This is a genomic window from Amnibacterium sp. (genome assembly GCF_025463795.1).
Classification (GTDB): Bacteria; Actinomycetota; Actinomycetes; order Actinomycetales; family Microbacteriaceae; genus Amnibacterium.
Window position 1 is genome coordinate 1 of the sequence record NZ_JAODBE010000152.1, and the last position, 22762, is coordinate 22762.

General features: G+C 74.0%; 25 protein-coding genes. 12 read left to right on the top strand and 13 right to left on the bottom strand.

The window, feature by feature from the left end; all coding sequences use genetic code 11:
• The 4 genes from JWQ92_RS12855 to JWQ92_RS12870 all read left to right on the top strand — a co-directional run.
• The coding region (locus JWQ92_RS12855) for a DEAD/DEAH box helicase (protein ID WP_297344856.1) at positions 1–1554 on the top strand (1554 nt) is incomplete at its 5' end.
• Positions 1551–2168, top strand: coding sequence for a DUF1684 domain-containing protein (locus JWQ92_RS12860; RefSeq protein WP_297344857.1), 618 nt, complete (start codon positions 1551–1553; stop codon positions 2166–2168). The genes JWQ92_RS12855 and JWQ92_RS12860, both read left to right, overlap by 4 nt.
• A gap of 28 nt (positions 2169–2196) precedes the next feature.
• On the top strand, positions 2197–4059 hold the full coding sequence (gene recQ, locus JWQ92_RS12865) for a DNA helicase RecQ (protein WP_297344893.1): 1863 nt from the start codon (positions 2197–2199) through the stop codon (positions 4057–4059).
• 1 nt (position 4060) lies between these two features.
• Positions 4061–4594: a GNAT family N-acetyltransferase gene (locus tag JWQ92_RS12870; protein WP_297344858.1), complete on the top strand. Its 534-nt coding sequence runs from the start codon at positions 4061–4063 to the stop codon at positions 4592–4594.
• A 168-nt stretch (positions 4595–4762) separates the two neighbouring features.
• On the opposite strand, the gene JWQ92_RS12875 is transcribed toward JWQ92_RS12870, so the two are convergent.
• The 3 genes from JWQ92_RS12875 to JWQ92_RS12885 all read right to left on the bottom strand — a co-directional run bounded on the left by JWQ92_RS12875 (position 4763) and on the right by JWQ92_RS12885 (position 7876).
• Positions 4763–6046: a M18 family aminopeptidase gene (locus JWQ92_RS12875; RefSeq protein ID WP_297344859.1), complete on the bottom strand. Its 1284-nt coding sequence runs from the start codon at positions 6044–6046 to the stop codon at positions 4763–4765.
• Between the two features lie 72 nt (positions 6047–6118).
• Positions 6119–6721 carry a PadR family transcriptional regulator gene (locus tag JWQ92_RS12880; protein ID WP_297344860.1) on the bottom strand — a complete coding sequence of 201 codons (603 nt, stop codon included), beginning with the start codon at positions 6719–6721 and terminating at the stop codon, positions 6119–6121.
• A 102-nt stretch (positions 6722–6823) separates the two neighbouring features.
• Positions 6824–7876, bottom strand: coding sequence for an alpha/beta fold hydrolase (locus JWQ92_RS12885; RefSeq protein ID WP_297344861.1), 1053 nt, complete (start codon positions 7874–7876; stop codon positions 6824–6826).
• A 110-nt stretch (positions 7877–7986) separates the two neighbouring features.
• Here JWQ92_RS12885 and JWQ92_RS12890 point away from each other — a divergent pair, with 110 nt between their 5' ends.
• From JWQ92_RS12890 to JWQ92_RS12900, 3 genes are all read left to right on the top strand, one after another.
• Positions 7987–9363, top strand: a complete 1377-nt coding sequence (locus JWQ92_RS12890; RefSeq protein ID WP_297344862.1) for a GAF domain-containing serine/threonine-protein kinase — start codon at positions 7987–7989, stop codon at positions 9361–9363.
• A 58-nt stretch (positions 9364–9421) separates the two neighbouring features.
• Complete coding sequence (locus JWQ92_RS12895; RefSeq protein ID WP_297344863.1) at positions 9422–10633, top strand: MFS transporter; 1212 nt, start codon at positions 9422–9424, stop codon at positions 10631–10633.
• A gap of 122 nt (positions 10634–10755) precedes the next feature.
• Positions 10756–11757, top strand: coding sequence for a DMT family transporter (locus JWQ92_RS12900; protein ID WP_297344864.1), 1002 nt, complete (start codon positions 10756–10758; stop codon positions 11755–11757).
• 276 nt (positions 11758–12033) lie between these two features.
• Here the strand turns inward: JWQ92_RS12900 and JWQ92_RS12905 are convergent, their stop codons facing one another.
• Positions 12034–12294, bottom strand: coding sequence for a hypothetical protein (locus JWQ92_RS12905; RefSeq protein ID WP_297344865.1), 261 nt, complete (start codon positions 12292–12294; stop codon positions 12034–12036).
• A 190-nt stretch (positions 12295–12484) separates the two neighbouring features.
• Between JWQ92_RS12905 and JWQ92_RS12910 the strand changes: the two genes are divergently transcribed.
• Both JWQ92_RS12910 and JWQ92_RS12915 read left to right on the top strand, forming a co-directional pair.
• Positions 12485–12850 carry a hypothetical protein gene (locus JWQ92_RS12910; RefSeq protein ID WP_297344866.1) on the top strand — a complete coding sequence of 122 codons (366 nt, stop codon included), beginning with the start codon at positions 12485–12487 and terminating at the stop codon, positions 12848–12850.
• A gap of 106 nt (positions 12851–12956) precedes the next feature.
• Positions 12957–13715: a class I SAM-dependent methyltransferase gene (locus tag JWQ92_RS12915; RefSeq protein WP_297344867.1), complete on the top strand. Its 759-nt coding sequence runs from the start codon at positions 12957–12959 to the stop codon at positions 13713–13715.
• Between the two features lie 390 nt (positions 13716–14105).
• On the opposite strand, the gene JWQ92_RS12920 is transcribed toward JWQ92_RS12915, so the two are convergent.
• Positions 14106–14510 (bottom strand): arsenate reductase ArsC, encoded by a 405-nt coding sequence (locus tag JWQ92_RS12920; protein WP_297344868.1) that lies wholly within the window; start codon positions 14508–14510, stop codon positions 14106–14108.
• A 71-nt stretch (positions 14511–14581) separates the two neighbouring features.
• Between JWQ92_RS12920 and JWQ92_RS12925 the strand changes: the two genes are divergently transcribed.
• On the top strand, positions 14582–14947 hold the full coding sequence (locus JWQ92_RS12925; RefSeq protein WP_297344869.1) for a metalloregulator ArsR/SmtB family transcription factor: 366 nt from the start codon (positions 14582–14584) through the stop codon (positions 14945–14947).
• Between the two features lie 92 nt (positions 14948–15039).
• Here the strand turns inward: JWQ92_RS12925 and JWQ92_RS12930 are convergent, their stop codons facing one another.
• From JWQ92_RS12930 to JWQ92_RS12965, 8 genes are all read right to left on the bottom strand, one after another.
• Positions 15040–15363: an ATP-dependent DNA ligase gene (locus tag JWQ92_RS12930; RefSeq protein ID WP_297344870.1), complete on the bottom strand. Its 324-nt coding sequence runs from the start codon at positions 15361–15363 to the stop codon at positions 15040–15042.
• 3 nt (positions 15364–15366) lie between these two features.
• A complete protein-coding gene (locus tag JWQ92_RS12935) occupies positions 15367–15501 on the bottom strand; it encodes a hypothetical protein (protein WP_297344871.1) in 135 nt (44 codons plus the stop codon).
• 260 nt (positions 15502–15761) lie between these two features.
• On the bottom strand, positions 15762–16013 hold the full coding sequence (locus JWQ92_RS12940) for a hypothetical protein (protein WP_297344872.1): 252 nt from the start codon (positions 16011–16013) through the stop codon (positions 15762–15764).
• Between the two features lie 212 nt (positions 16014–16225).
• Positions 16226–16981 carry a RibD family protein gene (locus tag JWQ92_RS12945; protein ID WP_297344873.1) on the bottom strand — a complete coding sequence of 252 codons (756 nt, stop codon included), beginning with the start codon at positions 16979–16981 and terminating at the stop codon, positions 16226–16228.
• Complete coding sequence (locus tag JWQ92_RS12950; protein ID WP_297344874.1) at positions 16978–17916, bottom strand: lysylphosphatidylglycerol synthase transmembrane domain-containing protein; 939 nt, start codon at positions 17914–17916, stop codon at positions 16978–16980. Before JWQ92_RS12950 ends, JWQ92_RS12945 begins: the two co-directional genes overlap by 4 nt.
• 8 nt (positions 17917–17924) lie before the next feature.
• Entirely contained in the window at positions 17925–18935 is a 1011-nt protein-coding gene (locus tag JWQ92_RS12955; RefSeq protein ID WP_297344875.1) for a glycosyltransferase family 4 protein, read from the bottom strand.
• Positions 18932–19330, bottom strand: a complete 399-nt coding sequence (locus JWQ92_RS12960) for a 6-carboxytetrahydropterin synthase (protein WP_297344876.1) — start codon at positions 19328–19330, stop codon at positions 18932–18934. The genes JWQ92_RS12955 and JWQ92_RS12960 overlap by 4 nt, the downstream gene beginning before the upstream one ends.
• Positions 19331–19333: 3 nt before the next feature.
• The gene (locus JWQ92_RS12965) at positions 19334–20314 is read right to left on the bottom strand and encodes a zinc-binding alcohol dehydrogenase (protein ID WP_297344877.1); all 981 of its coding nucleotides are present in this window, start codon (positions 20312–20314) and stop codon (positions 19334–19336) included.
• A gap of 86 nt (positions 20315–20400) precedes the next feature.
• Between JWQ92_RS12965 and JWQ92_RS12970 the strand changes: the two genes are divergently transcribed.
• Together JWQ92_RS12970 and JWQ92_RS12975 are read left to right on the top strand one after the other, a co-directional pair.
• The gene (locus JWQ92_RS12970) at positions 20401–21132 is read left to right on the top strand and encodes a CDP-alcohol phosphatidyltransferase family protein (protein ID WP_297344878.1); all 732 of its coding nucleotides are present in this window, start codon (positions 20401–20403) and stop codon (positions 21130–21132) included.
• A complete protein-coding gene (locus JWQ92_RS12975) occupies positions 21116–22756 on the top strand; it encodes a CDP-alcohol phosphatidyltransferase (protein WP_297344879.1) in 1641 nt (546 codons plus the stop codon). The genes JWQ92_RS12970 and JWQ92_RS12975 overlap by 17 nt, the downstream gene beginning before the upstream one ends.
• Positions 22757–22762: the final 6 nt, after the last annotated feature.

Below are 22762 nucleotides of genomic sequence, written 5' to 3' on the forward strand. Positions count from 1 at the left end.
GACCGCGCCCCGCGTCCGGACCGGCCGGTGCGCTCGTTCCGCGCGGACGCGCCCGCGAGCCGACGTCCGCGCTCGGACGGCCCGCAGCGGATGGACCGCCCGCAGTGGTCCGACCGCCCCATGTACGGCGACCGCGCGTCCGAGCGGCCGCAGCACGGGAACCGGCCGGACCGCCCCTCGTACGGTGATCGTCCCCAGCGCGGCGACCGTCCGCAGCACCGCGACCGGCCGCAGCGCACCGAGCGTCCGGAGCGGCCCGGCCGGGTCGAGCGCGACGACCGGCCGCGCTTCCACGATGCCGCGTCCTCCGCGTGGACACCGCCCGAGGACGTCGTGCTCGAGCACCTCCAGGGCGAAGTCGTCACGGCCGCGGACGTCGCCGGCGTGACGTTCGCCGATCTCGGCCTCGGGGAGGGCATCACGAAGGCGCTCGCCGCCCTCGGTGCGACGACCCCGTTCCCCATCCAGGCCGCGACCGTCCCCGACGCCCTCGCCGGCCGCAACGTGCTCGGTCGCGGGCGGACGGGCTCGGGCAAGACGATCGCGTTCGGCGCGGCCCTCGTGGAGCGCCTCATGCGCAACTGGCACGAGTCCGCCCGCGCCGGGACAGGGCGCCGGATGGGAAGGGCCCCGCGGGCCCTCATCCTCGCCCCGACGCGCGAGCTCGCCCTGCAGATCGACCGCACCGTGCAGCCCATCGCCCGCGCCGTCGGCCTCTTCACCACGCAGATCGTCGGCGGTGTGCCCCAGGGGCGCCAGGTCGGCGCACTCGCGAAGGGTGTCGACATCGTGATCGGCACACCGGGCCGCATGGAGGACCTGCTCGAGCAGGGCCGCCTCGACCTCGGCGAGATCGAGATCACCGTGCTCGACGAGGCCGACCACATGGCCGACCTCGGCTTCCTCGAGCCGATGCAGCGGCTGCTGCGGCTCGTGCCCGCACGGGGGCAGCGGATGCTCTTCTCGGCGACCCTCGACGCCGCCGTGTCGACCCTCGTCGACGAGTTCCTGCCGGAGCCCGCCGTGCACGAGGTCGCCGACGTGGACGGCGAGAGCACCGCGGCCCACCGCGTGCTCGTCATCGAGCAGGGGGAGAAGCTGCCGGTGCTCACCGCGCTGCTCGGCTCCGTCGACCGCACGCTCGTGTTCGCCCGCACCCGAGCGTTCGCCGAGCAGCTCGCCGATGAGCTCGACGGGGCGGGCGTGCGGGCGGAGAGCCTCCACGGCGATCTCAACCAGGGACGGCGCACCCGCAACCTGGCCCGGTTCTCGGACGGCAAGGTCGAGGCGCTCGTGGCGACCGACGTCGCCGCTCGCGGCATCCACGTCGACCACATCGACCTCGTCGTGCACGCGGACGCCGCCGAGGACTACAAGACCTACCTGCACCGTTCCGGCCGCACCGGCCGAGCCGGGGCGTCGGGCACGGTCGTCACGCTGATCACCGCCCGGCGGCGGCGCCGGTTCGCCGAGCTGCTCGAGCGCGCCGGCATCGAGGCCGACTTCGTGACCGTCGGCGCCGGGGAGAACCCGGTGGAGGCCCTCGCCCGATGAGCGCGCAGCCGGCTTCGGCGCTCGCCGTGCTCGACTGGCGGCGCAGCACCTTCGCGATGTACGCGGCGGTCCGGGCCGCTGCGTCGCCCGCCGAGGGCCACGCCCTCTGGCGGGCGCAGCGGGACAGGATGTTCCGGGAGCACCCCGCGACGCCGCTCCTGCCCGAGGACCGGCCCGGCTTCGACGGCCTCGTGGTGCCCGCCTACGACCCCGACTGGCGGTTCGAGGCGGAGGTGGAGCCGACCGGATCCGCCCGTCTCGACGTGCCGACCGGCACCGACGGCGTCGTCCCGTTCGAGCGGGTCGGGCTCGTCCGGCTGCCGGACGTCGGGACCCTCGACGTGTGGCGGCTCGCGTCCTACGGCGGGGGGATCTTCGTGCCCGTCCGAGACGCCTCGGCGGGCACCCCCGGTGGCACCTACGGCGGCGGCCGCTACCTGCTCGACACCGTGAAGGGCGCGGACCTCGGCGGTGGCGGTGGCCGGCTCGTGCTCGACCTCAACTTCGCCTACAACCCGTCGTGCGCGTACGACCCCGAGTGGGCCTGCCCGCTCGCCCCGGCGGGCAACCGCCTGACCGTGGCGATCCCGGCCGGGGAGCGGTCGTTCTCCTGATGACCTCGCTGTGGATCCGCGCCCCGCGATGTCGCACGCCGCGGCTACTCTCGCGCACGTGACGACCACGGCCATCGCCCCGCTCGATGTGCTGAACCGGGTCTTCGGCTACGAGGCCTTCCGGGGTCTGCAGGGGGAGGTCGTCGAGCAGGTGGTCGGCGGCGGCGACGCCGTCGTGCTCATGCCGACCGGCGCGGGCAAGTCCCTCTGCTACCAGATCCCGGCCCTCGTCCGACGGGGCACCGGTCTCGTGGTCTCGCCGCTCATCGCACTCATGCACGACCAGGTCGACGCCCTCCGGGCGGTCGGTGTGCGGGCCGAGTACCTCAACTCGACGCAGGACCCCGACGAGCGGCGTGCGGTCGAGGCGGCGCTGCTCGCCGGCGAGGTCGACCTCGTCTACGTCGCGCCCGAGCGGCTCGCGTCCGAGTCCACGCGACACCTCCTCGACCGAGTCGCGGAGGGGCCGGGCCTCTCCGTCTTCGCGATCGACGAGGCGCACTGCGTCGCCCAGTGGGGCCACGACTTCCGCCCCGACTACCTCGGTCTCGCCGACCTCGTCGGCCGGTGGCCAGGCGTGCCGACCATGGCGCTCACCGCGACGGCGACCGAGGCGACCCACCGCGAGATCACCCAGCGGCTGTCCCTCACGGATGCGGCCCAGTTCGTCGCGAGCTTCGACCGCCCGAACATCCAGTACCGGATCGTGCCGAAGGACGACGCGAAGCAGCAGCTGCTGAAGTTCCTCCGCACCGAGCACGCCGGTGACGCCGGCATCGTCTACGCGCTGTCGCGGGCCTCGGTCGAGTCGACCGCCGACTGGCTGTCGCAGCACGGCATCACCGCGATCCCGTACCACGCCGGCCTCGACGCCCGCATCCGCGCCGCCAACCAGTCCCGGTTCCTCCGTGAGGACGGCGTGGTCGTGGTCGCGACGATCGCGTTCGGCATGGGCATCGACAAGCCCGACGTGCGGTTCGTCGCGCACATCGACCTGCCGAAGTCGGTCGAGGGCTACTACCAGGAGACGGGCCGAGCCGGCCGCGACGGCCTGCCCGCCACCGCCTGGCTCGCCTACGGGCTCGCCGACGTCGTACAGCTGCGCCGGCTGATCGACCGCGGCTCGGGCGACGCCGCCCACCGCCGCAGGCAGAGCGCGAACCTCGACGCGATGCTCGCCCTCTGCGAGACGGTCACCTGCCGGCGCCGCCAGCTTCTCGCCTACTTCGACCAGCCGAGCGACGAGGACTGCGGCAACTGCGACACCTGCCTCGAGCCGGTCGACACCTGGGACGGCACCGTCCCCGCCCAGAAGCTGCTGTCGACGATCGTGCGGTTGCAGCGGGAGCGCAACCAGCGGTTCGGCGGCGGCCAGATCATCGACATCCTGCGCGGTAAGCACACCCCGCGCATCGCCCAGCACCACCACGACGAGCTGAGCACGTTCGGGGTCGGCGCCGACCTCGACGACCGCGCTTGGCGCAGCGTGCTGCGGCAGCTCATCGCGCAGGGGGTCGTCGCGATCGCCGACGACTACGGCACCCTGGGGCTCGGCGCGCTCGCCGGCGACGTGCTGAAGGGCGGGCACGAGGTGCGGCTGCGGCACGACCTCGCCCGGTCGCACTCCGGGGGCGGCGCGAAGAAGGCGCGGCCCGTCGCGGCGGATCTCGACGGGGAGCAGCTCGCCCTGTTCGAGCGGCTGCGCTCCTGGCGCGCCACCCAGGCGAAGGAGCAGGGCGTGCCCGCCTACGTCGTCTTCGGCGACGCGACCCTGAAGGCCCTCGCCACCGCGCGGCCGGGGTCGCTCACGGCGCTCGGCGCGGTGAGCGGCATCGGTGCCGCCAAGCTCGAGCGGTACGGCGAGGCCGTGCTGGCGCTCCTCGCGGCGTGACGTGGAGCCCGTCACCGAGCGGCTGCTGCTGCGCCGGTGGCGCGAGGAGGACCGGGAGCCGTTCGCAGCGCTGAACGCCGATCCCGCCGTCATGGAGCACTTCCCCGCGACGCTCAGCCGTCCGGAGACCGACGCCTTCGTCGATCGCCTCATCCAGCACCACGAGCAGCACGGCTGGGGCCTCTGGGCGCTGGAGGTCCGTGAGACCGGCCGGTTCATCGGATTCACCGGACTCGCTGTGCCGCGCTTCCCGGCGCACTTCACGCCCGCCGTCGAGGTGGGCTGGCGGCTGGCCCGCGCTGCCTGGGGGCACGGCTACGCGTCGGAGGCGGCTCGCGCCGCCGTCGGGTTCGGCTTCGACGAGCTCGGCCTCGACGGGATCGTCTCCTTCACCGCCGTGGGCAACCTCCGCTCGCGAGCCGTCATGGAGCGCATCGGCATGACCCACGATCCGGCCGACGACTTCGACCACCCGGTACTGCCCGACGGGCATCCCCTCCGCCGCCACGTGCTCTACCGCCTGCGCCGCCCCTGACCTCGACTCACCCCCCCGTCGAGGAGCGTCCGGAATCAGAGCCGGAGCGACACGTCGGCACGCTGCAGCAGGAGGGTGTCCGTCCGGCGCCCCGGAAGCGATCAAGCTGCGCTCGCGCCGGACAGGGCTGCGCTCATCGGTTCCTGTCGGTGCCCGACAGGGCTGCGCTCATCGGTTCCTGTCGGTGCCCGACAGGAACGTCTCCGCTGCGGCCGCCAGGCGGCCCGGGTCGTCGACGTGGCAGAGCTCCCTGGCGGAGTGCATGGACAGCAGGGGCGTGCCGACATCCAGCGTCCGGATGCCGAGCCGGGTGGCGGTGATCGGCCCGATCGTCGACCCGCACGGCACCGCGTTGTTCGAGACGAACGGCTGCCACGGCACCTGCGCCACCGCGCAGACGCGGGTCCACAGGGCGGTGCCGACCGCGTCCGTCGTGTAGCGCTGGTTCGCGTTGATCTTCAGCAGCGGGCCACCGCCGGCCACCGGGCGCACCACCGGGTCGTGCCGGTCGCCGCGGTTCGGGTGCACGGCATGCCCGGCGTCGGCGGAGAGGCACCACGAGTCCGCGAACGCCCGGTGCATGGTGAGCCGGTCCCCGCCGAGCGCGGCCGAGACCCGCTCGAGCACGTCGGCGAGCAGGGGCCCCGCGGCACCGGACCGGCTCTCGGATCCGATCTCCTCGTGGTCGAACGCGGCGAGCACCGCGATCACCCCCACGGGCTGCGCCGCCTCGAGCGCGACGGCGCCCGCGTGCGCCGAGCTGAGGTTGTCCAGCCGCGCGGACGCGAAGAGCGTTCCGTCCAGACCGAAGCGCCTGGGCGGCTGGCTGTCGACCGTGAGCACGTCCATGCCGGCGACGGCATGCACGGGGATCCCGGCCGCATCCGCGATGGCCCCGAGCAGGTCGGCCGGGTCGCCCGTCACGCCCACGACGGGGGCCGTGTCGCGCTGCCGGTCCGGCGTGAACCCGCTGTTCGTGTCGCGGTCGAGATGGATCGCGAGGTGCGGGATGCGGGCGATCGGCCCGGTGCGGATCAGGTGGACGTCGCCGTCGGCGTCGACGACCCGGCCCGCGAGTTCGAGCTCGCGGTCGAACCAGGAGGCGAGGATCGGGCCCCCGTAGATCTCCACGCCCAGCTGCTGCCAGGCGGCGCCGGGGACCGACGGCTCGGGCTTGAGCGTGAAGCCGGGGGAGTCGGTGTGCGTGCCGACGATACGGAACGGCGTCGTGGGGGAGGCGTCGCCCGGCAGTGCGAGTGCCACGACGGCGCCGTCGCGCACGACGAGCACGCGGTCGCCCGGCCCGACGTCGCCACTCCAGTCGTCGCGCTCGTCGAGCACGCGGTAGCCGGCGCCCGTCAGCCGGCGGGCGATCTCCGCGGCCGCGTGGTAGGAGCTGGGGGAGGCGGTGACGAAGGCGGCGAGGTCGTCGAGATGTGCGGACGGGTCCATGCCCTCATCGAAGCACGGCACGGCCCCCGTCCCACCCGGAGGACCGGGCGGACGGGGGCCGTGGAGGTGCGGTCACTCGCCGAGGATGCGGTACAGCTCCCGGCGGAGCTCGTCGAGCTTCTCCGTGGCGCGGCTCCGCTGCTCGGCGCTCACGCCGCCGCGGAACTGCATCACGGCACCGGCGAGCTTGCGCGCCGCGGTGAACAGCTCGTCGTCGCCGCGGTGCTCGCCGCGGGCGAAGGCGAACGCGCTGTCGATCTCGTCCTGGTGCGCCTCGACGTAGGCCCGACCGGGGTCGGTGATCGAGTACGCGCCGCGAGGCCCCTCGGCCTGGGCGACGAGGCCCTCGTCGACGAGCTGGGCGAGCGTCGGGTAGACCGAGCCGGGGCTCGGCGTCCAGGCGCCCTCGGTGCGCTCGGCGATCGACTTGATCAGGCCGTAGCCGTTCGAGGGGCCGTCCGCGAGCAGGCCGAGGATGGCGCTGCGGACGTCACCGCGACGTGCGCGGGGCCCGCCGGGGCCGAAGCCGCCGCCGAAGCCCCGCGGCCCGCGGCCGGGGAACATGCCCTCCCAGGGCCCGCCGAACCCCGCGGGGAAGCGGGTCGCCTGGCCACGGTCGTGGGCGTGATGGGGTGCGAAGTGTCCGCGCATGGCGGACGTGGTGTGGTTGTGCATGGGAATCCTTCCGTCGGCATCGCCTCCGGATGAGGCGTTGCATCACGATATATCGGAACAGATCGGAACGGAAGGGTATTCCGCCCGGTTCGCTGAGAGCGATCAGGGGCGCCGCAGGACCGGCTCGGCCTCGAGGATCGGTTCGCCGTCGAGGAACCGGCGGATGGCGTGGTTCACGAACGCCTGGTCGGCGGGGCTCGCTCCCGCGCCGGCTGCATGCCCCCACAGCGACGGGATCGGCAGCAGCGTCGGATCCGGCAGGTCCTCCGCCTCGTACCGGGCGTCGCCGATCGGGAAGTAGAGGTCGGTCTCGCTGGGCATCAGAAGCACCGGTACCTCGATCGACGCGAGCGCGGCGTGCGTGTCCCCGCCGAAACCGGGCGTGGTCCCCACGTCGTGCTGCTGCCAGGTGCGGCAGTGCAGCACCACGTCGTTGGCGTCGGCGCCGGGGAGGAACTCCTCGCGGAACTCCCGCATCGTCGACTCGAACGTCGCATCCGGATCGGTGTCGCGCCACAGCTCGTCCCGCCACCACTGCTGCGAGTAGAGCCAGGCGGACCACACCGTGCCGAACGCGGCGATGCCGGCGGCCGGTTGGTCGTGGTACTCGCCGCCCGCGAACAGCGGATCCGCGAACAGGGCGGCGAGCTGCCCCTCGAGCCGGGCGACCCCGTGCGGATAGCAGCGGGCGGTCCCGGCGAGCGCGACCACGCGGTCGGCGAGGCCGGGCCGGCTCACCGCGAGCTGGAAGGCCTGCATCGCACCCATCGAGAAGCCCACGGCGGCGGCGAGGTGGTGCACCCCGAGGCCCTCCTCGAGCAGGCGGGCGATCAGCGCCACGCTGTCGCGGACCGTGGTGATCGGGAAGCGCGGGCCGTCGAACGGCGGCGGCGTCGTGCTCGGCGATGAGGAGACCCCGTTGCCGAGCAGCTCGGTCGCGATCACGAAGAACTCGCGTGGGTCCAGCGCCAGGCCGTCACCGATCATCCACTCGTTGTCGCCGGACCCCGCCATGAAGTGCGACGGCACCAGCACGGCGCCGCGCGGCGCGTCCGGCGACCCGAAGGTGCGGTAGGCGAGCCGCGCCTCCGGAATCACCACCCCCGACTCCGTGCGGAAGCCGGGCACGGTGAAGCGCAGCGGGGTGTCGGTCACTCCGGCATCGTCCTCCACCCTTCGGGGTGTGGTCCCCGCGTGGCGCCGTCCCGGATACTCGGACGGGTACCCGTCGCCGACGACGCGGGCCTGGACAGGACGGAGCCGCGATGGAGCGGGAGGAACGGGACGCCGTGCCGGCGGCGCTCGCCGCGCGCTACCGCTTCGGATCGGTGCTCGGGCGGGGCTCGATCGCCACAGTGCATCTCGCGGACGACTCGCTGCTCGGCCGTCGCGTCGCCATCAAGGTCTACTCGGCCCGCACCGACGACCGCCGGGTGCGCGTCGAGCACGCGGAGGCGCGGCTCGTCGCCTCGCTCAACCACCCGGCGCTCACCACCCTCTACGACGCGGGCGTCGACGTGTCGGATCCCGGGCGGCCGCAGGCCTACCTCGTCATGGAGTACGTCGAGGGAGCGGACCTGAAGGAGCGGCTGCGGGACGGGCCGCTGCCCGTCCCGCAGGTGCTCGCGCTGGGGCGCGACCTCGCCGACGGTCTCGATGCCATGCACGGCAGCGGCGTGCTGCACCGCGACATCAAGCCTGCGAACGTGCTGCTCGCCGATCCCTCCCCGGGATCGCGCATCCGCGGCAAGCTCACCGACTTCGGGCTCGCATCGCTGCTCGACGGCAGCGACTACGCCGACTACATCGTCGGCACCCCCGCCTATATCAGCCCCGAGCAGGCGGAGGGCGATCCGGTCGGGCCGCCCTCCGACGTCTACTCGCTCGGGCTCGTGCTGCTGGAGGCGCTCACCGGCGCGGAGGCGTTCCCGGGACCGGCCCAGGTGTCCGCCTACGCGCGGCTCGACCGGGACCCGGAGGTGCCGGACGCCCTTCCGGTCGGCGTCGCCGAGCTGCTGCGCGCGATGACCCTCAGGAGGCCCGAGGACCGGCCCAGCGCCGCGGACGTCGCCGGCCGCTTCCACGACCTGGTGCTCGACGAGCTCGTCGGCCGGCGCGCGCCCGGGTCGCCCGCGTCCCGCGACGACGAGGCCGAGCGGCTCGCGGCGCTGCGCCGATACGACATCCTCGACACCCCGCCCGAGGTCGCGTTCGATCAGGTGACGCGGCTGGCCAGCAGGCTGCTGAAGGTCCCGATCGCACTGGTGACGATCATCGACGCCGACCGTGTGTGGTTCAAGTCCCGGCGGGGCTGGGACGCTCAGGAGGTGGACCGCGGCACCGCCTTCTGCTCCACGACGAACCCGGGTGGCGACGGCCCGTGGAGCATCCCCGACGCGACGACGGATCCGCGGACCAGCGGGAACCCGCTCGTGGTCGACGGCCCGCAGGTGCGGTCCTACGCGGCCGCACCGCTGATCACGTGGGACGGTCACCATCTCGGGGCGCTCTGCGTCTTCGACCGGCGCACCCGCGACTTCGACGACGAGGAGCTCGGCGACCTGACGGATCTCGCCGGCATCGTCATGCGGGAACTCGAGCTGCGACTCGCCAGCCGACGGGCCGTCTTCGACCGGCGCTGACCTCCGCGGCGCATCGCGACAGACCGGAACCTCAGCCGGCGACCGCCAGGATGGTCGGGTGGCGACCACGACGGCGGATGCGATCGCGATCCGGCGGCACCGCAACGGAGTGGCGGTCGCGTTCGCGCTCGGTGGCGTGAACCTCGCGACGTGGGGGCCGCGCCTGCCCGCGATCCGGGAGGATCTGGGCGTCGGCGACGGGACGCTCGGCCTGCTCGTCGCCGGCATGACGGTCGCGTCGCTGCTCGGCCTCGGCGTCTCGTCGTGGCTCCTCGGCCGCCTCGGACCCCGCCGGGGGATCGGGGTGTTCCTCAGCATCGCCGCCCTCGGGGTCGCCTTCGTCGGGATCGCGAGCGGCGTCTGGCATTCACCCGCGCTCACCGAGGTCGGCCTCGTCGCGATGGGCTTCGGCATCGGCACGACCGACGTGATGATCAACGTCGAGGGCGCCGCGGTCGAGCGGGAGAGCGGGCGCGTGCTGATGCCGCTGCTGCACGCCTGCTGGTCGGCGGGCGCCGTGCTCGGTTCGGGCATCGGCGCCGCGGCTGCGGCGCTCGACGTGCCGCCGGTCGAGCAGTTCCTGGTCGAGTCCGCGCTCACGATCGTCGCCGCCCTGATCGCGGTCCGCGGGCTGCCTGCGTTCGAGCCCGCGGCCGAGGCGCCCCCGCCCATGGGCGAACGCATCCGCGCCTGGTTCGCGGGCTGGGGCGACGTGCGCCTGCTGCTCATCGGCCTCGTGATGCTCTGCGTCGAGCTGGGGGAGGGATCGGCCAACACCTGGCTGACTCTCGGCGCCGTGGGCGGCCACGGCCTCACCCCGGCGGTCGCCGCCCTGTACTTCACCGCCTTCGCGGTGGCCGAGACCACCTGCCGGGTCCTCGGGGGCCCGGTCGTCGACCGGCTGGGGCCGGTCCTGACGGTGCGGCTCACGACGGCGGCCGGCGTGGTCGGGATGGCGCTGTTCATCCTCGGCGGTCCGCCGCTGATCGTGCTCCTCGGCGTCGTGCTCTGGGCGATCGGGGTCTCGATGGGATTCCCGCTCGGCACCTCGGCCGCGGCGCAGAGCGGCCGCGGCGACTCCGCCGCCCGCGTCAGCGTGGTGACCTCGCTCGGCTACCTCGCGAACCTGGCGGGACCGCCGGTGGTCGGCTTCCTCAGCCAGGCGGTCGGGTTGCTGGGCGCGCTCTGGCTGCTCGCGGGGTTCTTCGTCGTCGCGTTCCTCGCGGCCGGCGCCCTGCTGCCTCGGCGGCAGCGCGGCGCCGTCGCCTGACGCATGCGGCGGACGCGGCCCCGGCGCCGCGTACCCTCGATCCGCACGTCGTCCTCGATCCGCCCGGCTCCGGAAGGTCCGCCATGCCCCGCACCGACTCCGCCCCTTGGGAGGGTTGACCGGTGTCGACCGACTCCGCGACCCGCGACGCCGCCCCCGTCGGCTTCTGGCGGCCCGTGACCGGCGGGGGCATCGCCCTCGTCGCGCTGGGCGCAGCGCTGTGGGGCACGGATCCGCTCTTCCGCCGCGGCCTCGCGCTCAGCCTGCCCACACCGGCCCTCGTGCTCGTCGAGCACCTGCTGCCGACCGTGCTGCTCGCGCCATTCGTCGTCCGCGGCCTCCGCCGGGCGGTCCGCGTCTTCGGGTTCCGGGAGTGGCTCGCCCTGCTCGTGCTCGGCTGCGGGGCCTCGGCCCTCGCGACCCTCCTGTTCACGGAGGCGTTCACGTTCGGCAGCCCCACGACCCCCGTGCTGCTGCAGCAGGTGCAGCCGCTCTTCGCCGTGGCGGGCGCCCGCCTGCTGCTCGGCGAGCGCCTGCGCCCGCGGTTCGGCGCATTCCTCGTCGCCGGGCTCGTCGGCGCCTACCTGATCGCGTTCGCGAACCCGCTGGCCGTCGGCGCGCAGGGCCTGGCGCCGGCGCTCCTCGCCCTGGCCGCGGCAGCGCTCTGGGGTACCGGCACCGTGCTCGGCCGCCGGCTCGGCGCACTCATGCCCTTCGCCGAGCTCACGGCGCTGCGGCTCTTCTTCGGCCTGATCGCCTCGGCCGCCGTCGCCGTGCCGACCGGCAGCGTCCCCGCCCTCGGTTCGCTCTCCGGGACGGCGGTCCTGGCGCTCGTGCTGCTCGCCCTCGTGCCCGGGCTGCTCGCCCTGCTCGTCTACTACCGGGGCCTGCAGAGCACGCCGGCGTCGGCCGCGACGCTCGCCGAGCTGGCCTTCCCACTGACGACGGTCGTCGTGAACTACCTGGCCTTCGGTGCGGTGCTGTCGCCCACCCAGTGGACCGGGGTGGTCCTGCTCGCCGGCACGGTCACCGTGATGGGCACCGTCCGGGCGCGTGGATCGTCGATCGGGGTCGTCCCCGTGCGGCCGCCCATGCCGATCCGGGAAGCCGCCGAGGGACTGTGACCGTTCGCCGACGTACCCTCGCGGCATACGTCTGAGCATCCGGTGGGGATCGGGCGCTCCCGGGCGATGTTCCAAGCTTCGGGACGCAACCTCGAACCATGACGGATCGAGCGAACGCCACCGGTGCGTGCCCGCGCGCCGACTGCACGAGTCCGGCATTCCGCACGTACGACGACCTGTCGTACGCCAGCGGTCATTTCCTCTGGATATGCCTCGCGGGGCATGAGGTGCACGAGGAGGGACCCGTCTCCGGTCGCTCGGTGGCCTGACGCGCGCTCAGCTCCCGGTCGCCGGGAGGTCCACCGACGCCTGGGCGTAGGACGCGGCGAGATCGAGCAGCGGCGCGACGGCTCCTCGGGCGAGGTCGCCGAGATCGAACCCGGTGAGCAGGTCGTCACCGCCCATGCCGCGCACGTAGCCGATCGTCCAGCCGTCCGGGCCTGGGGTGAAGGTGATGCCGAAGCCCTCCCGGGCCGCGAGAGCGAGCAGCTCGCCGACGGCCTCGAGCGTGCTCGCCTCGAACGCGCCATCGGTCATGAGCGCACCCTAGCCGCCCCGCTTCGCGCAGGAGGCCCCAGGGCACACGATCGCGGCCGCATCGGGCGCCATCGGCCGCCCATCGACGAGCCGCGCCTCCGGCGCGCGGCCGCGCAGGGGACGGCATAGCGAATCGGGTCGCGGCCCGCAATCCCCTGAACTTCCAGGTGAATGCGGACAAGATCGATCGGTGAGTGGCCTCAAGCGGATCTCGATGGCAGGTGCGGACATCGCGGTGACGCGCGGCGACATCGCCGACCTGATCCTGAAGTACGCCATGTATCTGGGCCGCGTCGGGACCACGGACACCGTCACCATCCCCGTCGCCCGCAACGGCACCGTGGAGCACGCCGATCTCCTGATCGGTCCCGCGAGCCAGATCGCGCTCACCGAGAACGACGATCCCGAGCTCGAGGGGATCGAGCTCCCCGTCGGCGACCTCGCCGAGGATCTGCGACGGCGCATCGCCTCGGTCACCGGCCGCGGCTCCTACGCGTCGGGGGCCACCGAGGACGACCAGGCCACGTTCGTCAACCTCGACGCCTACGACTACTGATCGGCTCCGAGTCGCGGCGGCCGGGATCGGCCGGCTCCACGACGGCCCCGCCGGCGGTTCCTCCCGGTCCACAGCCCGGAGTCGGTCCGGCATACGATCCCCGTGTATGAGCTTCGATGTCGCGGCCGAGGACTACCAGCGGTTCATGGGCCGGTACTCCGAGCAGCTGGCCGTGCGGTTCCTGGACGTCCTGGCGCCGCAGCCGGGCAGTCGAGCGCTCGACGTGGGGGCGGGTCCGGGCGTGCTCACCGCACCCTTGGCCGCGCTGCTCGGGCCCGCGGCCGTCGCCGCGGTCGAGCCGTCACGATCCTTCGTGCGCGCGCTGCGGGAACGGCTGCCCGAGGTCGACGTGCGGGAGGCGCCGGCTGAGGCGCTGCCCTTCCCGGGCGACTCGTTCGATCTCGCCGCCGCTCAGCTCGTCGTCAACTTCATGACGGATCCGGTGGCCGGGCTGGCCGAGATGGCGAGGGTCACGAAGCGGGGCGGGGTGGTGGCGGCGAGCGTCTGGGACTACGGCGGCGACCGGTCTCCGCTGTCGCCGTTCTGGTCGGCCGTCCGGGAGGTGGACCCCGGAGCCGCCGGGGAATCGGGCCTGCCGGGAGCACGAGACGGGGAGCTCGTGCGGCTCCTCGCCGAAGCGGGGCTCACGGACGTGCGCGGCGGCGAGCTCACCGTCTCGCTGCCCTACCGCGACTTCGACGACTGGTGGCAGCCGTACACCCTCGGGGTCGGGCCGGCGGGTGCCTACCTGGCACGGCTCCATCCCGCTGCTCGGGAGCGCCTCCGGCAGCACTGCGCGGACCGCATGCCCCCGGGCCCAGGGGTGGTGACCGCGACCGCCTGGCTGGCGGTGGGGTCGGCCTGAGTACCGGGCCGGGGGCCCGCCCTCGGGCGTCCCGCACGGCGACCGCTTCGATCTCTCCGAGCCGGTGCTTCCCGCCGGCGCTCAGCCGGGCAGGACCTCGAGCGCCTGGTACCCGGGGTGCAGCTCGGCCCACCGGGCGACCGCATGGTCGCCCCTTCCGAAGGTCGGATCCCACTGCCGACCTGCGGGACGGCGAGATCGATGATCGCCCGTGGCGCCGTCCGCGTCGTCGATCCGGACGATGCTTCCAGATCGGCTGTGGACAGGTCCTGAGGGGCACGGCGCGGGCCGGTTCCTTGCCCGCGCGGCGCCCGTCGCGGATCAGCAGCAGCCGATGCCGCCGCAGCAGCCGGTGTTCTCGTCCATGGATCGCCTCCTTCCGGATCCCGTTCACCTCGCCAATGAGGCGAGGAGCTCCTCGACGCGACGCTGGATCTCGTCGCGGATGGGGCGGACCTGCTCGAGCGGGAGTCCGGCCGGATCCGTCAGCTCCCAGTCCTCGTAGCGCTTGCCCGGGAAGATCGGGCATGCGTCGCCGCAGCCCATCGTGATGACGACGTCCGAGGCGCGGACATCGTCCACCTCGAGCACGTGCGGCCGGTTCGCCGCGATGTCGATCCCGACCTCGGCCATCGCCTGCACCGCGACGGGGTTGAGGCTCTCGGCCGGCTCGCTGCCGCCGGAGAGCACGTGCACGGCGCCCCCGCTCAGGTCCCGGGTGAAGCCGGCGGCCATCTGCGACCGGCCCGCGTTGTGCACGCAGACGAACAGGACGGTCGGATCGGTCTCGGTCACCAGGGCTCTTCCATCGACGGCGGTCGATCGAAGCATAGACGCTCATCGATGTTTCGTGCGAGTATTGCCGCATGACGACCGTCCTGCTGCCGCTCACGGCGACGAGCGCCGCGTGCTGCATCGGCGACACGTGCGCGCCGCTGACCCGCGAGCCGATCACCCCCGCGGGTGCGCGCGACCTGTCGACGCTGCTGAAGGCGCTCGCGGACCCGATGCGGCTGCGCCTCGTCTCGATGATCGCCGCGCACGAGGGCGGCGAGGCGTGCGTGTGCGATCTCACCGAACCGCTCGGCCTCACGCAGCCGACAGTGAGCCACCACCTGAAGGTGCTCACCGACGCCGGCTACCTCACCCGCGCCAAGCGCGGCACCTGGGCCTACTACACCCTCGTCCCCGGCGCCCTCGACAGCGTCGCGGCGCTGCTCCGCACGGTCTGACCATCCTCGACGCGGGACCTCGGTCGAGGTTCCGCATCAGCGAAACGCGGACCGGGCCGCGTCGCGGCCGGGGCGCATCCGAAGCGGGGCCGCTACATCCGTTTGGTCGAGAGGGAACGGGCGACGCGCCCGTCCTCGGTGGTCACGATGAGTCCGAGGGAGCTCTTCGCCGATTCGTTCAGCCGGTGGATCCAGTCGCCGTCGATCGGCTGCTTCGACCCCGCGAAGCGGAAGTACATGAGCACCGCGGGGTGGAGCCAGATCGAGCTCCGGCCGTCGCCGGCGCTGAGCGCGTCCAGCCAGGAGACGGCGAAGCTCTCCTGGCGGCGCAGCCGCTGGACGATCACGAGCTGGAGGTGCGCGAGGATCCGGTCATCGAACTCGACCGCCCAGCCGTCGTAGGTGAGTGTGCCCATGGCTCAGGCCTCGCCGTCGACCAGGTCCGGGTTCTCCATCGGGGACTCGAAGCTCTCGAGCCGCTCGCGCATGTAGGTGATCCCCTCCGCGTTGTCCGGCTCCGGGAGGTTGCCGGTCGCGGTCTCGATGAGCAGCACCGTCCCGCTGTTGAGCAGGAATCCGACCTCGACCTCGTCGCCGTCCGCGCCGATCGCACGGAGGGTCAGGGAATCGCCGCGCCGGAGCTGACCGAGCAGCGCCGCGTACTGCGGCAGGAGATGGCGGCCTCGTTGCCGATCAGGAGCGACTTGTCCGCCATGGTGACGTGTTTCACCCCCCGACGGTAGGCGGTCGCCGAGGCCGCCGCGCGCCGTTGACAGGGTTTGCTACCGGTGCAACGCGCGCGCATCTGCCAGGGTCAGGCCGCCCGGATCCGCCTCGGCTGCTCGGCGGTCACCTGCTGGGCCTCCGCGAGGTGCTCGAGCAGGGCCTGCGCCTCGCCCAGATCGTGGCAGCGCGCCAGCAGGGTGCCGGTCGTGTCCACGGCCTTGTAGCGACGTCCGCGCTCCACGGTCCCGATCGGTCCCCACGGCCCGGTGCCGACCCACAAGTACTCGCCCAACCGTCGCCACTCGCAGATCGACGGAGTGGCGGTGACGTGCCTGGCCATCGACGTATGCATCCCTTTTCCCGACGACGAGTGCGGCGGCCGGCGAACGGACTCGGCCTCCGGTCGAGCGTTCCCGGTCTCGACGGAAGAACGGTAAGTGCGGCGGGGAGTGTCGAGGAGGGGGTTGCACGCCCCCCGATGCTGTGCAAGCGCGGGGGAGTCTCGCTCCGCCCTTGCGGAGCCGGACCTGCCGCCGGCGTGGAGCCGGGGTCTCATGGGCCGGCGGGCCGGCGCGAGGCGCGCTGGAGGTCCCCCGCGTCCGTCGCCTGTCCGGCCGGACGTGCGGAGCAGCGAGGGGACAGGGCGTAGGTCAGCAGGGCGACGTCGCCGATCGCGCGGGTGCCGATCAGGTCGGCCCGGCTCCCCGCCGTCCACGGGAACCGGCCGTCCTCGACGAACCGCGGACCCCGATGGTCGCCGACGAACACCGGAGCGACGGCGAGCTGCAGCTCGTCGGCCAGGCCGGCGGTGAGGAACTGGGTCAGCACCGAAGCGCCCCCTTCCACGAGGAGCCGCTCGATCCCTCGGGTCGCGAGATCGGTCACCAGGCGCTCCATCGTCGGCCGGGGCCCGGCATCGACGACCGTCGCTGCGGCACCGAAGCGCCGGCCGGCGGCCGGGACGGCCGGCCCGGCGCAGTAGACGAGGCGATCGGAGTCGCCCGCGGTGAAGAAGTGGGCACGAGGATCCAGGGCCCCGGTCCGCGTCACGGTCACCTTGACCGGTGAGGGACGCCGCCTCGCCGCGACGCGAGCCGAGCGGAGGGCGGGTGCGCGGATCAGCAGGCGGGGATCGTCCTTCCGCACCGTGCCGGCGCCGACCAGGATGGCGTCGCACGTCGCACGCACGGCGTCCACGCGAGCGAGGTCGAGCGCGTTCGAGAGGTGCAACCGGCTGCTGGTGGCGTCGTCCAGGTACCCGTCCAGGGAGATGCAGCAGCTCAGCACGGTGTAGGGGCGGTCGATCATCCGGTGGCTCCCTCCCGCGCGCGGCGGTGCCGGTGCGTCAGCGCCAAGGGGATCACGCCCGGGAGCACCGCGATCAACGCGAGCGCCCCGTAGGCGATCGCGGCGGTCACGCCCTGGGCGGCACCGAGCCCCGCCCCGGCGAAGACGACCGCGGCCATGCCCTCCCTCGGCCCCAGGCCGCCGAGACCGACCGGGATCGCCATGGCGGCCTGCACCGCGAGCGCGAGCGGCAGCAGCCGCACCGGATCGAACGACCCGCCGGTGACCACCGCCGCGAGCACGAACACCGATGCGTGCAGCAGCACGACGATCACCGAGGCGCCGACGACGGCGAGCACCGTCCCTGGCCGTCCGGCGAGCCGCTGCAGGTCCTGCCGGAAGGACGCGACCGCCCGCGCCGCCCGCCCGCCGGACCGCCGGGGAGCGGACCGCCCGACCACGAGCGAGCCGGCGATCACCGCGCCGAGCACGACCGCGACGACGGCGCCCACGAGCCGGAGTGGGCCCGGCGATCCGAGCAGCACCGCGGCGAGCACGGCCAGCTGCACGATCTGGGCCGATCCCCGATCCCACGCGACGACCCGCAGCCCGTGGAGCCGCCGCCCCGGCACCCCCGTCGACCGGAGGCCTCGCTCCACGTCGCCCGTCACCCCGCCCGGAAGCACGCTGTTCAGCAGCTGCGACCGGTAGTAGGACGAGATCGCCGTCCTGAGGGGGAGCGGCGAGCCCATCGCCCGGCTGACGAGGGACCAGCGCCACGCCGACGCCACCGTCGCCACCGCGGTCAGCCCGAGCGCGACGAGCACCGCGAAGCCGGTCAGCCGCTGCAGGCCCGCGACGAACGGCCCGGCGCCGAACCGCAGCAGCAGCACACCGAGGACCGCGGCCACGGCGAGGCGGGCCGGCCATCGGAGCGACGGCACCCGGATGCTCATCGCTGCCATCACCACCCCGAGGTGCGCAGGCGCGTCACGGGGGCTGCCGCGAGCACGTCCGCGACGATCCCGGCCGTCGAGGACCAGCTCCGGCGGTGGCTGCTGCCCTGCCGAGCCGCCGCGGTCAGCCGCCGACGGAGATCCGTCCGGGACAGCCAGACGCCGAGGGCGGCGGCGAGGGCGGCCGGATCGTCGGGACGCACGAGCAGCCCCGCCGTGGGGTCGATCGCCTCCCTGACCCCGCCCGTGTCCGTGGCGATCACCGGGACGCCGCACGCGAGCGCCTCGGCGGCGACCATGCCGTAGCTCTCCGTCCGGGACGGCAGCACGAGCACATCGGCGCCGGTGTAGAGCCCGTCCACCGGGTTCGCATGCCGGGGGCCGGTCAGCACGACCCGGTCCGCGATCCCGAGGTCCGCGGCGAGGCGGTGGATCCTCCGGGTGAACCCGGGGTCGACGTCGGTCGCGCCCACGAGCTCGCAGCGCCACGGGAGGTGGCGGATGCGCCCGAGCGCCGCGAGGAGCACGTCCTGACCCTTGTGAGGCGCGAGCGCGCCGACGCAGCGGATGCGCCGCCCCGTCGGTGAGGTGGCCACGAGCCGCGTCGGCCTGACCCCCGGCAGCGCGACGACGATCGACGTCGATGCCGGGAGGCGCCCGCGGATCCGGTCCCGCGTCCATGCGCTCGTGGTGACGACGGTGTCCAGGCGGCCGAGCAGCTCGTACGCGGCGCCCGCCGCAGGCGGCATGTGCAGCAGCGGCACGAGGCGGTGATCATCCCGCGGGTCCCACACGGCGTCCCGCTCGAGCAGCAGCCCGTCCACCAGCACCGGTTCGCCGGACGGGCGGCCGGCGAGGACCGCGTCGCCCCCCTGCTCCTCGGCGTCGAGCTCGACCAGCTGCGCGCGCCATCCGGCCAGCCGGAGCGCACCGGCCAGCTCCACGTCGTAGCGGTTCCCGCCACTCGGATGCCGGCTGTCCTGCACCCCGGCCGGCACGAGGAACGCGACCGGGCTCACAGCGCACGCTCGTACGCGGCTGAGGCGGTCGGCGACTCCTGCAGCGTCACCGCGATCGACTCGATCGCCGCGCCGTCGTCGCCGAGCGCGCCCGCGAGGAGCCGGTCGGCCAGCCGATCGGCCACGAGCCGCGCCAGCACCTCCGTCGTGGTGTTCAGCCCCGCGAGGTCCGGTTCCTCGTCGAGGTTGCGGTAGTCCAACGGATCCAGCACCGCCCGCAGGGCGGAGGCGGCGGCCCCCAGGTCGGCGACGACGCCCGCGGCCCCGAGGTCGCGACGCCGGAGCGTCGCCTCGACGACGTACGTCGCGCCGTGCAGCCGCTGCGCGGGGCCGAACACGGCCCCGGTGAGGCTGTGCGCGACCATCATGTGGTCCCGAACCGTGATGCTGAACATGGGTCACGTCCCTCCGTACTCGATCACCTGGCACAGTCCGGTCCGTCCGCCGACCGCCATCTTCGTGAGCAGGCCGGGCAGGCCGTCGAACGGCGTCGCCTCGGCGAGCAGCGCATCGAAGGCCGGATCCTCCAGCAGCCGCAGCGCGATCGCGAGCCGGTCCCGCGTCGTCCGGGCGCCCCGACGGGCGGGAGCCACGAGGCCGACCTGGCTGGACCGGATCGTCAGGCGGCGGGCGTGGAAGCCGCCGCCGAGCCGAAGCGTCACGGGGGTGTCGCCGTACCAGCTGAGGTCGGCGACCGTCCCGTCCGTCCGCAGCAGCTCCAGCGCGAGCTCGAGCCCGGCCGCCGTTCCGCTCGCGTGATAGACCACGTCCTGGTCCCGGGGGGCGTCGTCGGGCGTCGCGAACCGTGCACCGAGCGGCGCGGACAGGGCGGCCCGTGCCGGATCGACGTCGACGACGGTCACCGTGGTCCCCGGCTGCCGAGCCGCCAGCCGGGCGACGCACGAGCCGACGAGTCCGCCGCCGACGATCGCGACGTGGTCGCCGACGAGCACGGGGAGGTCCCAGAGGGCGTTGAGCGCCGTCTCGACGATCCCGGCCAGCACGGCCCGGCGGGCCGGGACCCGCTCGGGTACCGGCGTCACCGCATCCGCCGGCAGCACGCTCGCCGTCTGGTGCGGGGCGAGGGAGAAGACCGTGCGCCCCAGCAGGTCCGCCGGCCCGGCCTCGACGACGCCCACGTTCAGGTAGCCGTACTTCACGGGGCCCGGGAACTCGCCCGCCTGGAAGGGTGCCCGCATCCGTTCGCGCTCGGACGCCGGCACGCGGCCGGCGAAGACGAGCAGCTCCGTGCCTCGGCTGACGCCGGAGAAGGACGTGCGCACCCGCACCTCGCCGGCCCCCGCATCGCGCAGCACCTCGGTGCGGATCTCACCCGCCCCCGGCTCGCGGATCCAGAACGCGCGTTCGCTCGTCGGCATGCGCGTCCTCCTCTCCCGGCTGCGCCTCAGTGAACCCTTCGGCCCCGCTGATCGTCGTACCCGTCATAGGGAGAGACGAGTTGCAGGTGGATCTGGTTCGACGGGGTCTCGGAATCGCCGTGGTGGCGCAGGGCGGTGCGCTCCTCGTGCCTGCGGTCGCCGGGGCGGTCGAGCCGGTGGGAATCGCAGCGGGCGCCTGCTTCGGGCTGCTGTGCGACGTCCTTCTCGTTCGGGCACTCCGTCGCGACGCGGCGCCGCGGGTCGGTCTCGCGAACGCGATCACCTGGGCGCGGTGCGCGCTCGTCGGCGGAGTCGTCGCCCTCGTGGCCGGCGCGCCGGCCGGGCGCGGGTCCGTCACGCTCGTCGTGATCGCCGCCGTCGCGCTCGTGCTCGACGGCGTCGACGGGCGGGTCGCCCGGGCGACGGGCACCGTGTCGGCGCTCGGCTCGCGCTTCGACATGGAGGTCGACGCGGCGCTCGTCCTCGCCCTCAGCGTCGCGGCCGCATCGCGGGTCGGGCCGTGGGTGCTGCTCGTCGGGGCGGCGCGCTACCTGCTGCTGCTCGCGACCCTGCTGGTACCACGGCTCGGCGCACCCACCCCGCCGAGGCTGTGGCGCAAGGTCGTGGCGGCCGTGCAGGGCGTCGTCCTCACCGTGGTCTGCGCCGGCCTGCTGGGGCCGCCGATCGACGAGGGAGTCGCCCTCGCCGCCGCGCTCGCCTTGGCCTGGTCGTTCGGCACGCAGATCCACGGGCTGCTGGGCGTCTCCCCGGACGCGCGGTCCATCGTTGCGGAACCGGTCGATGCGCGAGTCGGCTGAGCGGGCGGGAGCCGGCGGCGGGGGCCGGCGATCGGTCGCTCGCGTCGCCGGGGTGCTCCTGGTCTGGACGGCCCTCGTCGTTCCCGACGCCGTGGCCGACCTCCGGCCGGCCGCCCTCCTCCGTCTACCCCTCGAGGGGATCCTCCTCGCGGGGCTCCTCGCCGTGCTCCCGCGGCGAGCCGGTCGGCTCGTCGCGGTCCTGTCCGGGGTCCTGCTCACGATCCTCACGATCGCCAAGGCCCTGAACGCGGCTGTCGGTGCCGGCCTGGGCAGGCCGTTCGACCCGGTGTCCGACGTCGGCCAGCTGAGCGCCGGCGCCGGCGTCGTCGCCGACGCCCTCGGCGTGCAGCCCGTGGCGGTCGTCGTGGTCGCGGTGGTCCTCGTCGCGGTCTGCTTCGCCGTCCTCGTTGGGGCGGTGCTCGCCATCGCCGGCGCCGTCCGCGCCCGGCCGCGCAGGGCGCTGCGCGTCGTCGCCGGCCTCACGGCCGTCTGGGCGGCCCTCGCCCTGGTCGGAGCTGCCCTCGTCCCCGGTGAACCCTTGGCGTCGACCAGCGAGGCCGCCTTCACCGCCTCCGAGGTCGCCGGCACGGTCGCCTCGGCGGCGGCCGTGCGATCGTTCGGCGCGGCGCTGCAGGCGCCGGATCCGTTCACGGCACGCTCGTCCGCGCTCCGCTCAGGGCCGCTGCAGGGCAAGGACGTGCTCGTCGTCTTCGTCGAGAGCTACGGCCAGGTGGCCGTGCGGGGCACCTCGTTCTCGCCCGGCGTCGACGCCGCCCTGACCGCCGACACCCGCACGCTCCGCGCCGCGGGCTTCTCGGCGCGCACGGGCACGCTCATCTCGCCCACGTTCGGGGGGATCAGCTGGCTCGCCCACTCGACGCTGCAGTCCGGCGTCTGGGTGCCGAACCAGACCTCGTACGACCGGCTGCTGGCCACGAAGCGGCTCACCCTCACCCGCGCCTTCCACGCCGCCGGCTGGCGCACCGTGTCCGACGTCCCGTCCGACAAGCACCCGTGGGCCGCGGGGCAGCGCTTCTACGGCTACGACCGGATGTACGACGCCACGAACGTCGGGTACGCGGGCCCGTCGTTCAGCTACGCGACCATGCCCGACCAGTACACGCTCGCCCACTTCGCGCAGGCCGAGCTGATGCCGCATCACGCCCCGGTCATGGCCGAGATCGACCTCGTCTCCTCGCACACGCCCTGGACCCCCCTCCCGCATCTCGTCGATCCCGCGACCGTCGGCGACGGGTCGGTGTACGACGGCATGCCGGGCGAAGGGATTCCGCCGGCGATCGCCTGGCAGAACCCCGCGACCGTGCGGGCGCTCTACGGCGAGTCCATCCAGTACTCCATCGACGCGCTCACGGACTTCGTCGTCGGGGCGCACGATCCGAACCTCGTGGTCGTGATGCTCGGCGACCACCAGCCGGCCGAGATCGTGAGCGGGCCGCACGCCGACCGCGACGTGCCCGTCTCCCTGATCACCGCCGATCCGGCCGTCCTGCAGGCGACCACCGGCTGGGGATGGGCGCCGGGCCTCCGTCCGGCGGACCATGGGGCCGCGTGGCGGATGGACCGGTTCCGGGACCGCTTCCTCGCCGCGTTCGCGCGCGGATAGCCCTCG

Bases quoted from the DNA above. Each gene is read 5' to 3' on its own strand.
- JWQ92_RS12860 (WP_297344857.1), top strand. From the start codon at position 1,551: ATGAGCGCGCAGCCGGCTTCGGCGCTCGCCGTGCTCGACTGGCGGCGC.
- recQ (WP_297344893.1), top strand. From the start codon at position 2,197: ATGTCGCACGCCGCGGCTACTCTCGCGCACGTGACGACCACGGCCATC.
- JWQ92_RS12875 (WP_297344859.1), bottom strand. From the start codon at position 6,046: ATGGACCCGTCCGCACATCTCGACGACCTCGCCGCCTTCGTCACCGCC.
- JWQ92_RS12880 (WP_297344860.1), bottom strand. From the start codon at position 6,721: ATGCACAACCACACCACGTCCGCCATGCGCGGACACTTCGCACCCCAT.
- JWQ92_RS12890 (WP_297344862.1), top strand. From the start codon at position 7,987: ATGGAGCGGGAGGAACGGGACGCCGTGCCGGCGGCGCTCGCCGCGCGC.
- JWQ92_RS12905 (WP_297344865.1), bottom strand. From the start codon at position 12,294: ATGACCGATGGCGCGTTCGAGGCGAGCACGCTCGAGGCCGTCGGCGAG.
- JWQ92_RS12915 (WP_297344867.1), top strand. From the start codon at position 12,957: ATGAGCTTCGATGTCGCGGCCGAGGACTACCAGCGGTTCATGGGCCGG.
- JWQ92_RS12925 (WP_297344869.1), top strand. From the start codon at position 14,582: ATGACGACCGTCCTGCTGCCGCTCACGGCGACGAGCGCCGCGTGCTGC.
- JWQ92_RS12930 (WP_297344870.1), bottom strand. From the start codon at position 15,363: ATGGGCACACTCACCTACGACGGCTGGGCGGTCGAGTTCGATGACCGG.
- JWQ92_RS12940 (WP_297344872.1), bottom strand. From the start codon at position 16,013: ATGGCCAGGCACGTCACCGCCACTCCGTCGATCTGCGAGTGGCGACGG.
- JWQ92_RS12945 (WP_297344873.1), bottom strand. From the start codon at position 16,981: ATGATCGACCGCCCCTACACCGTGCTGAGCTGCTGCATCTCCCTGGAC.
- JWQ92_RS12950 (WP_297344874.1), bottom strand. From the start codon at position 17,916: ATGAGCATCCGGGTGCCGTCGCTCCGATGGCCGGCCCGCCTCGCCGTG.
- JWQ92_RS12960 (WP_297344876.1), bottom strand. From the start codon at position 19,330: ATGTTCAGCATCACGGTTCGGGACCACATGATGGTCGCGCACAGCCTC.
- JWQ92_RS12965 (WP_297344877.1), bottom strand. From the start codon at position 20,314: ATGCCGACGAGCGAACGCGCGTTCTGGATCCGCGAGCCGGGGGCGGGT.
- JWQ92_RS12975 (WP_297344879.1), top strand. From the start codon at position 21,116: ATGCGCGAGTCGGCTGAGCGGGCGGGAGCCGGCGGCGGGGGCCGGCGA.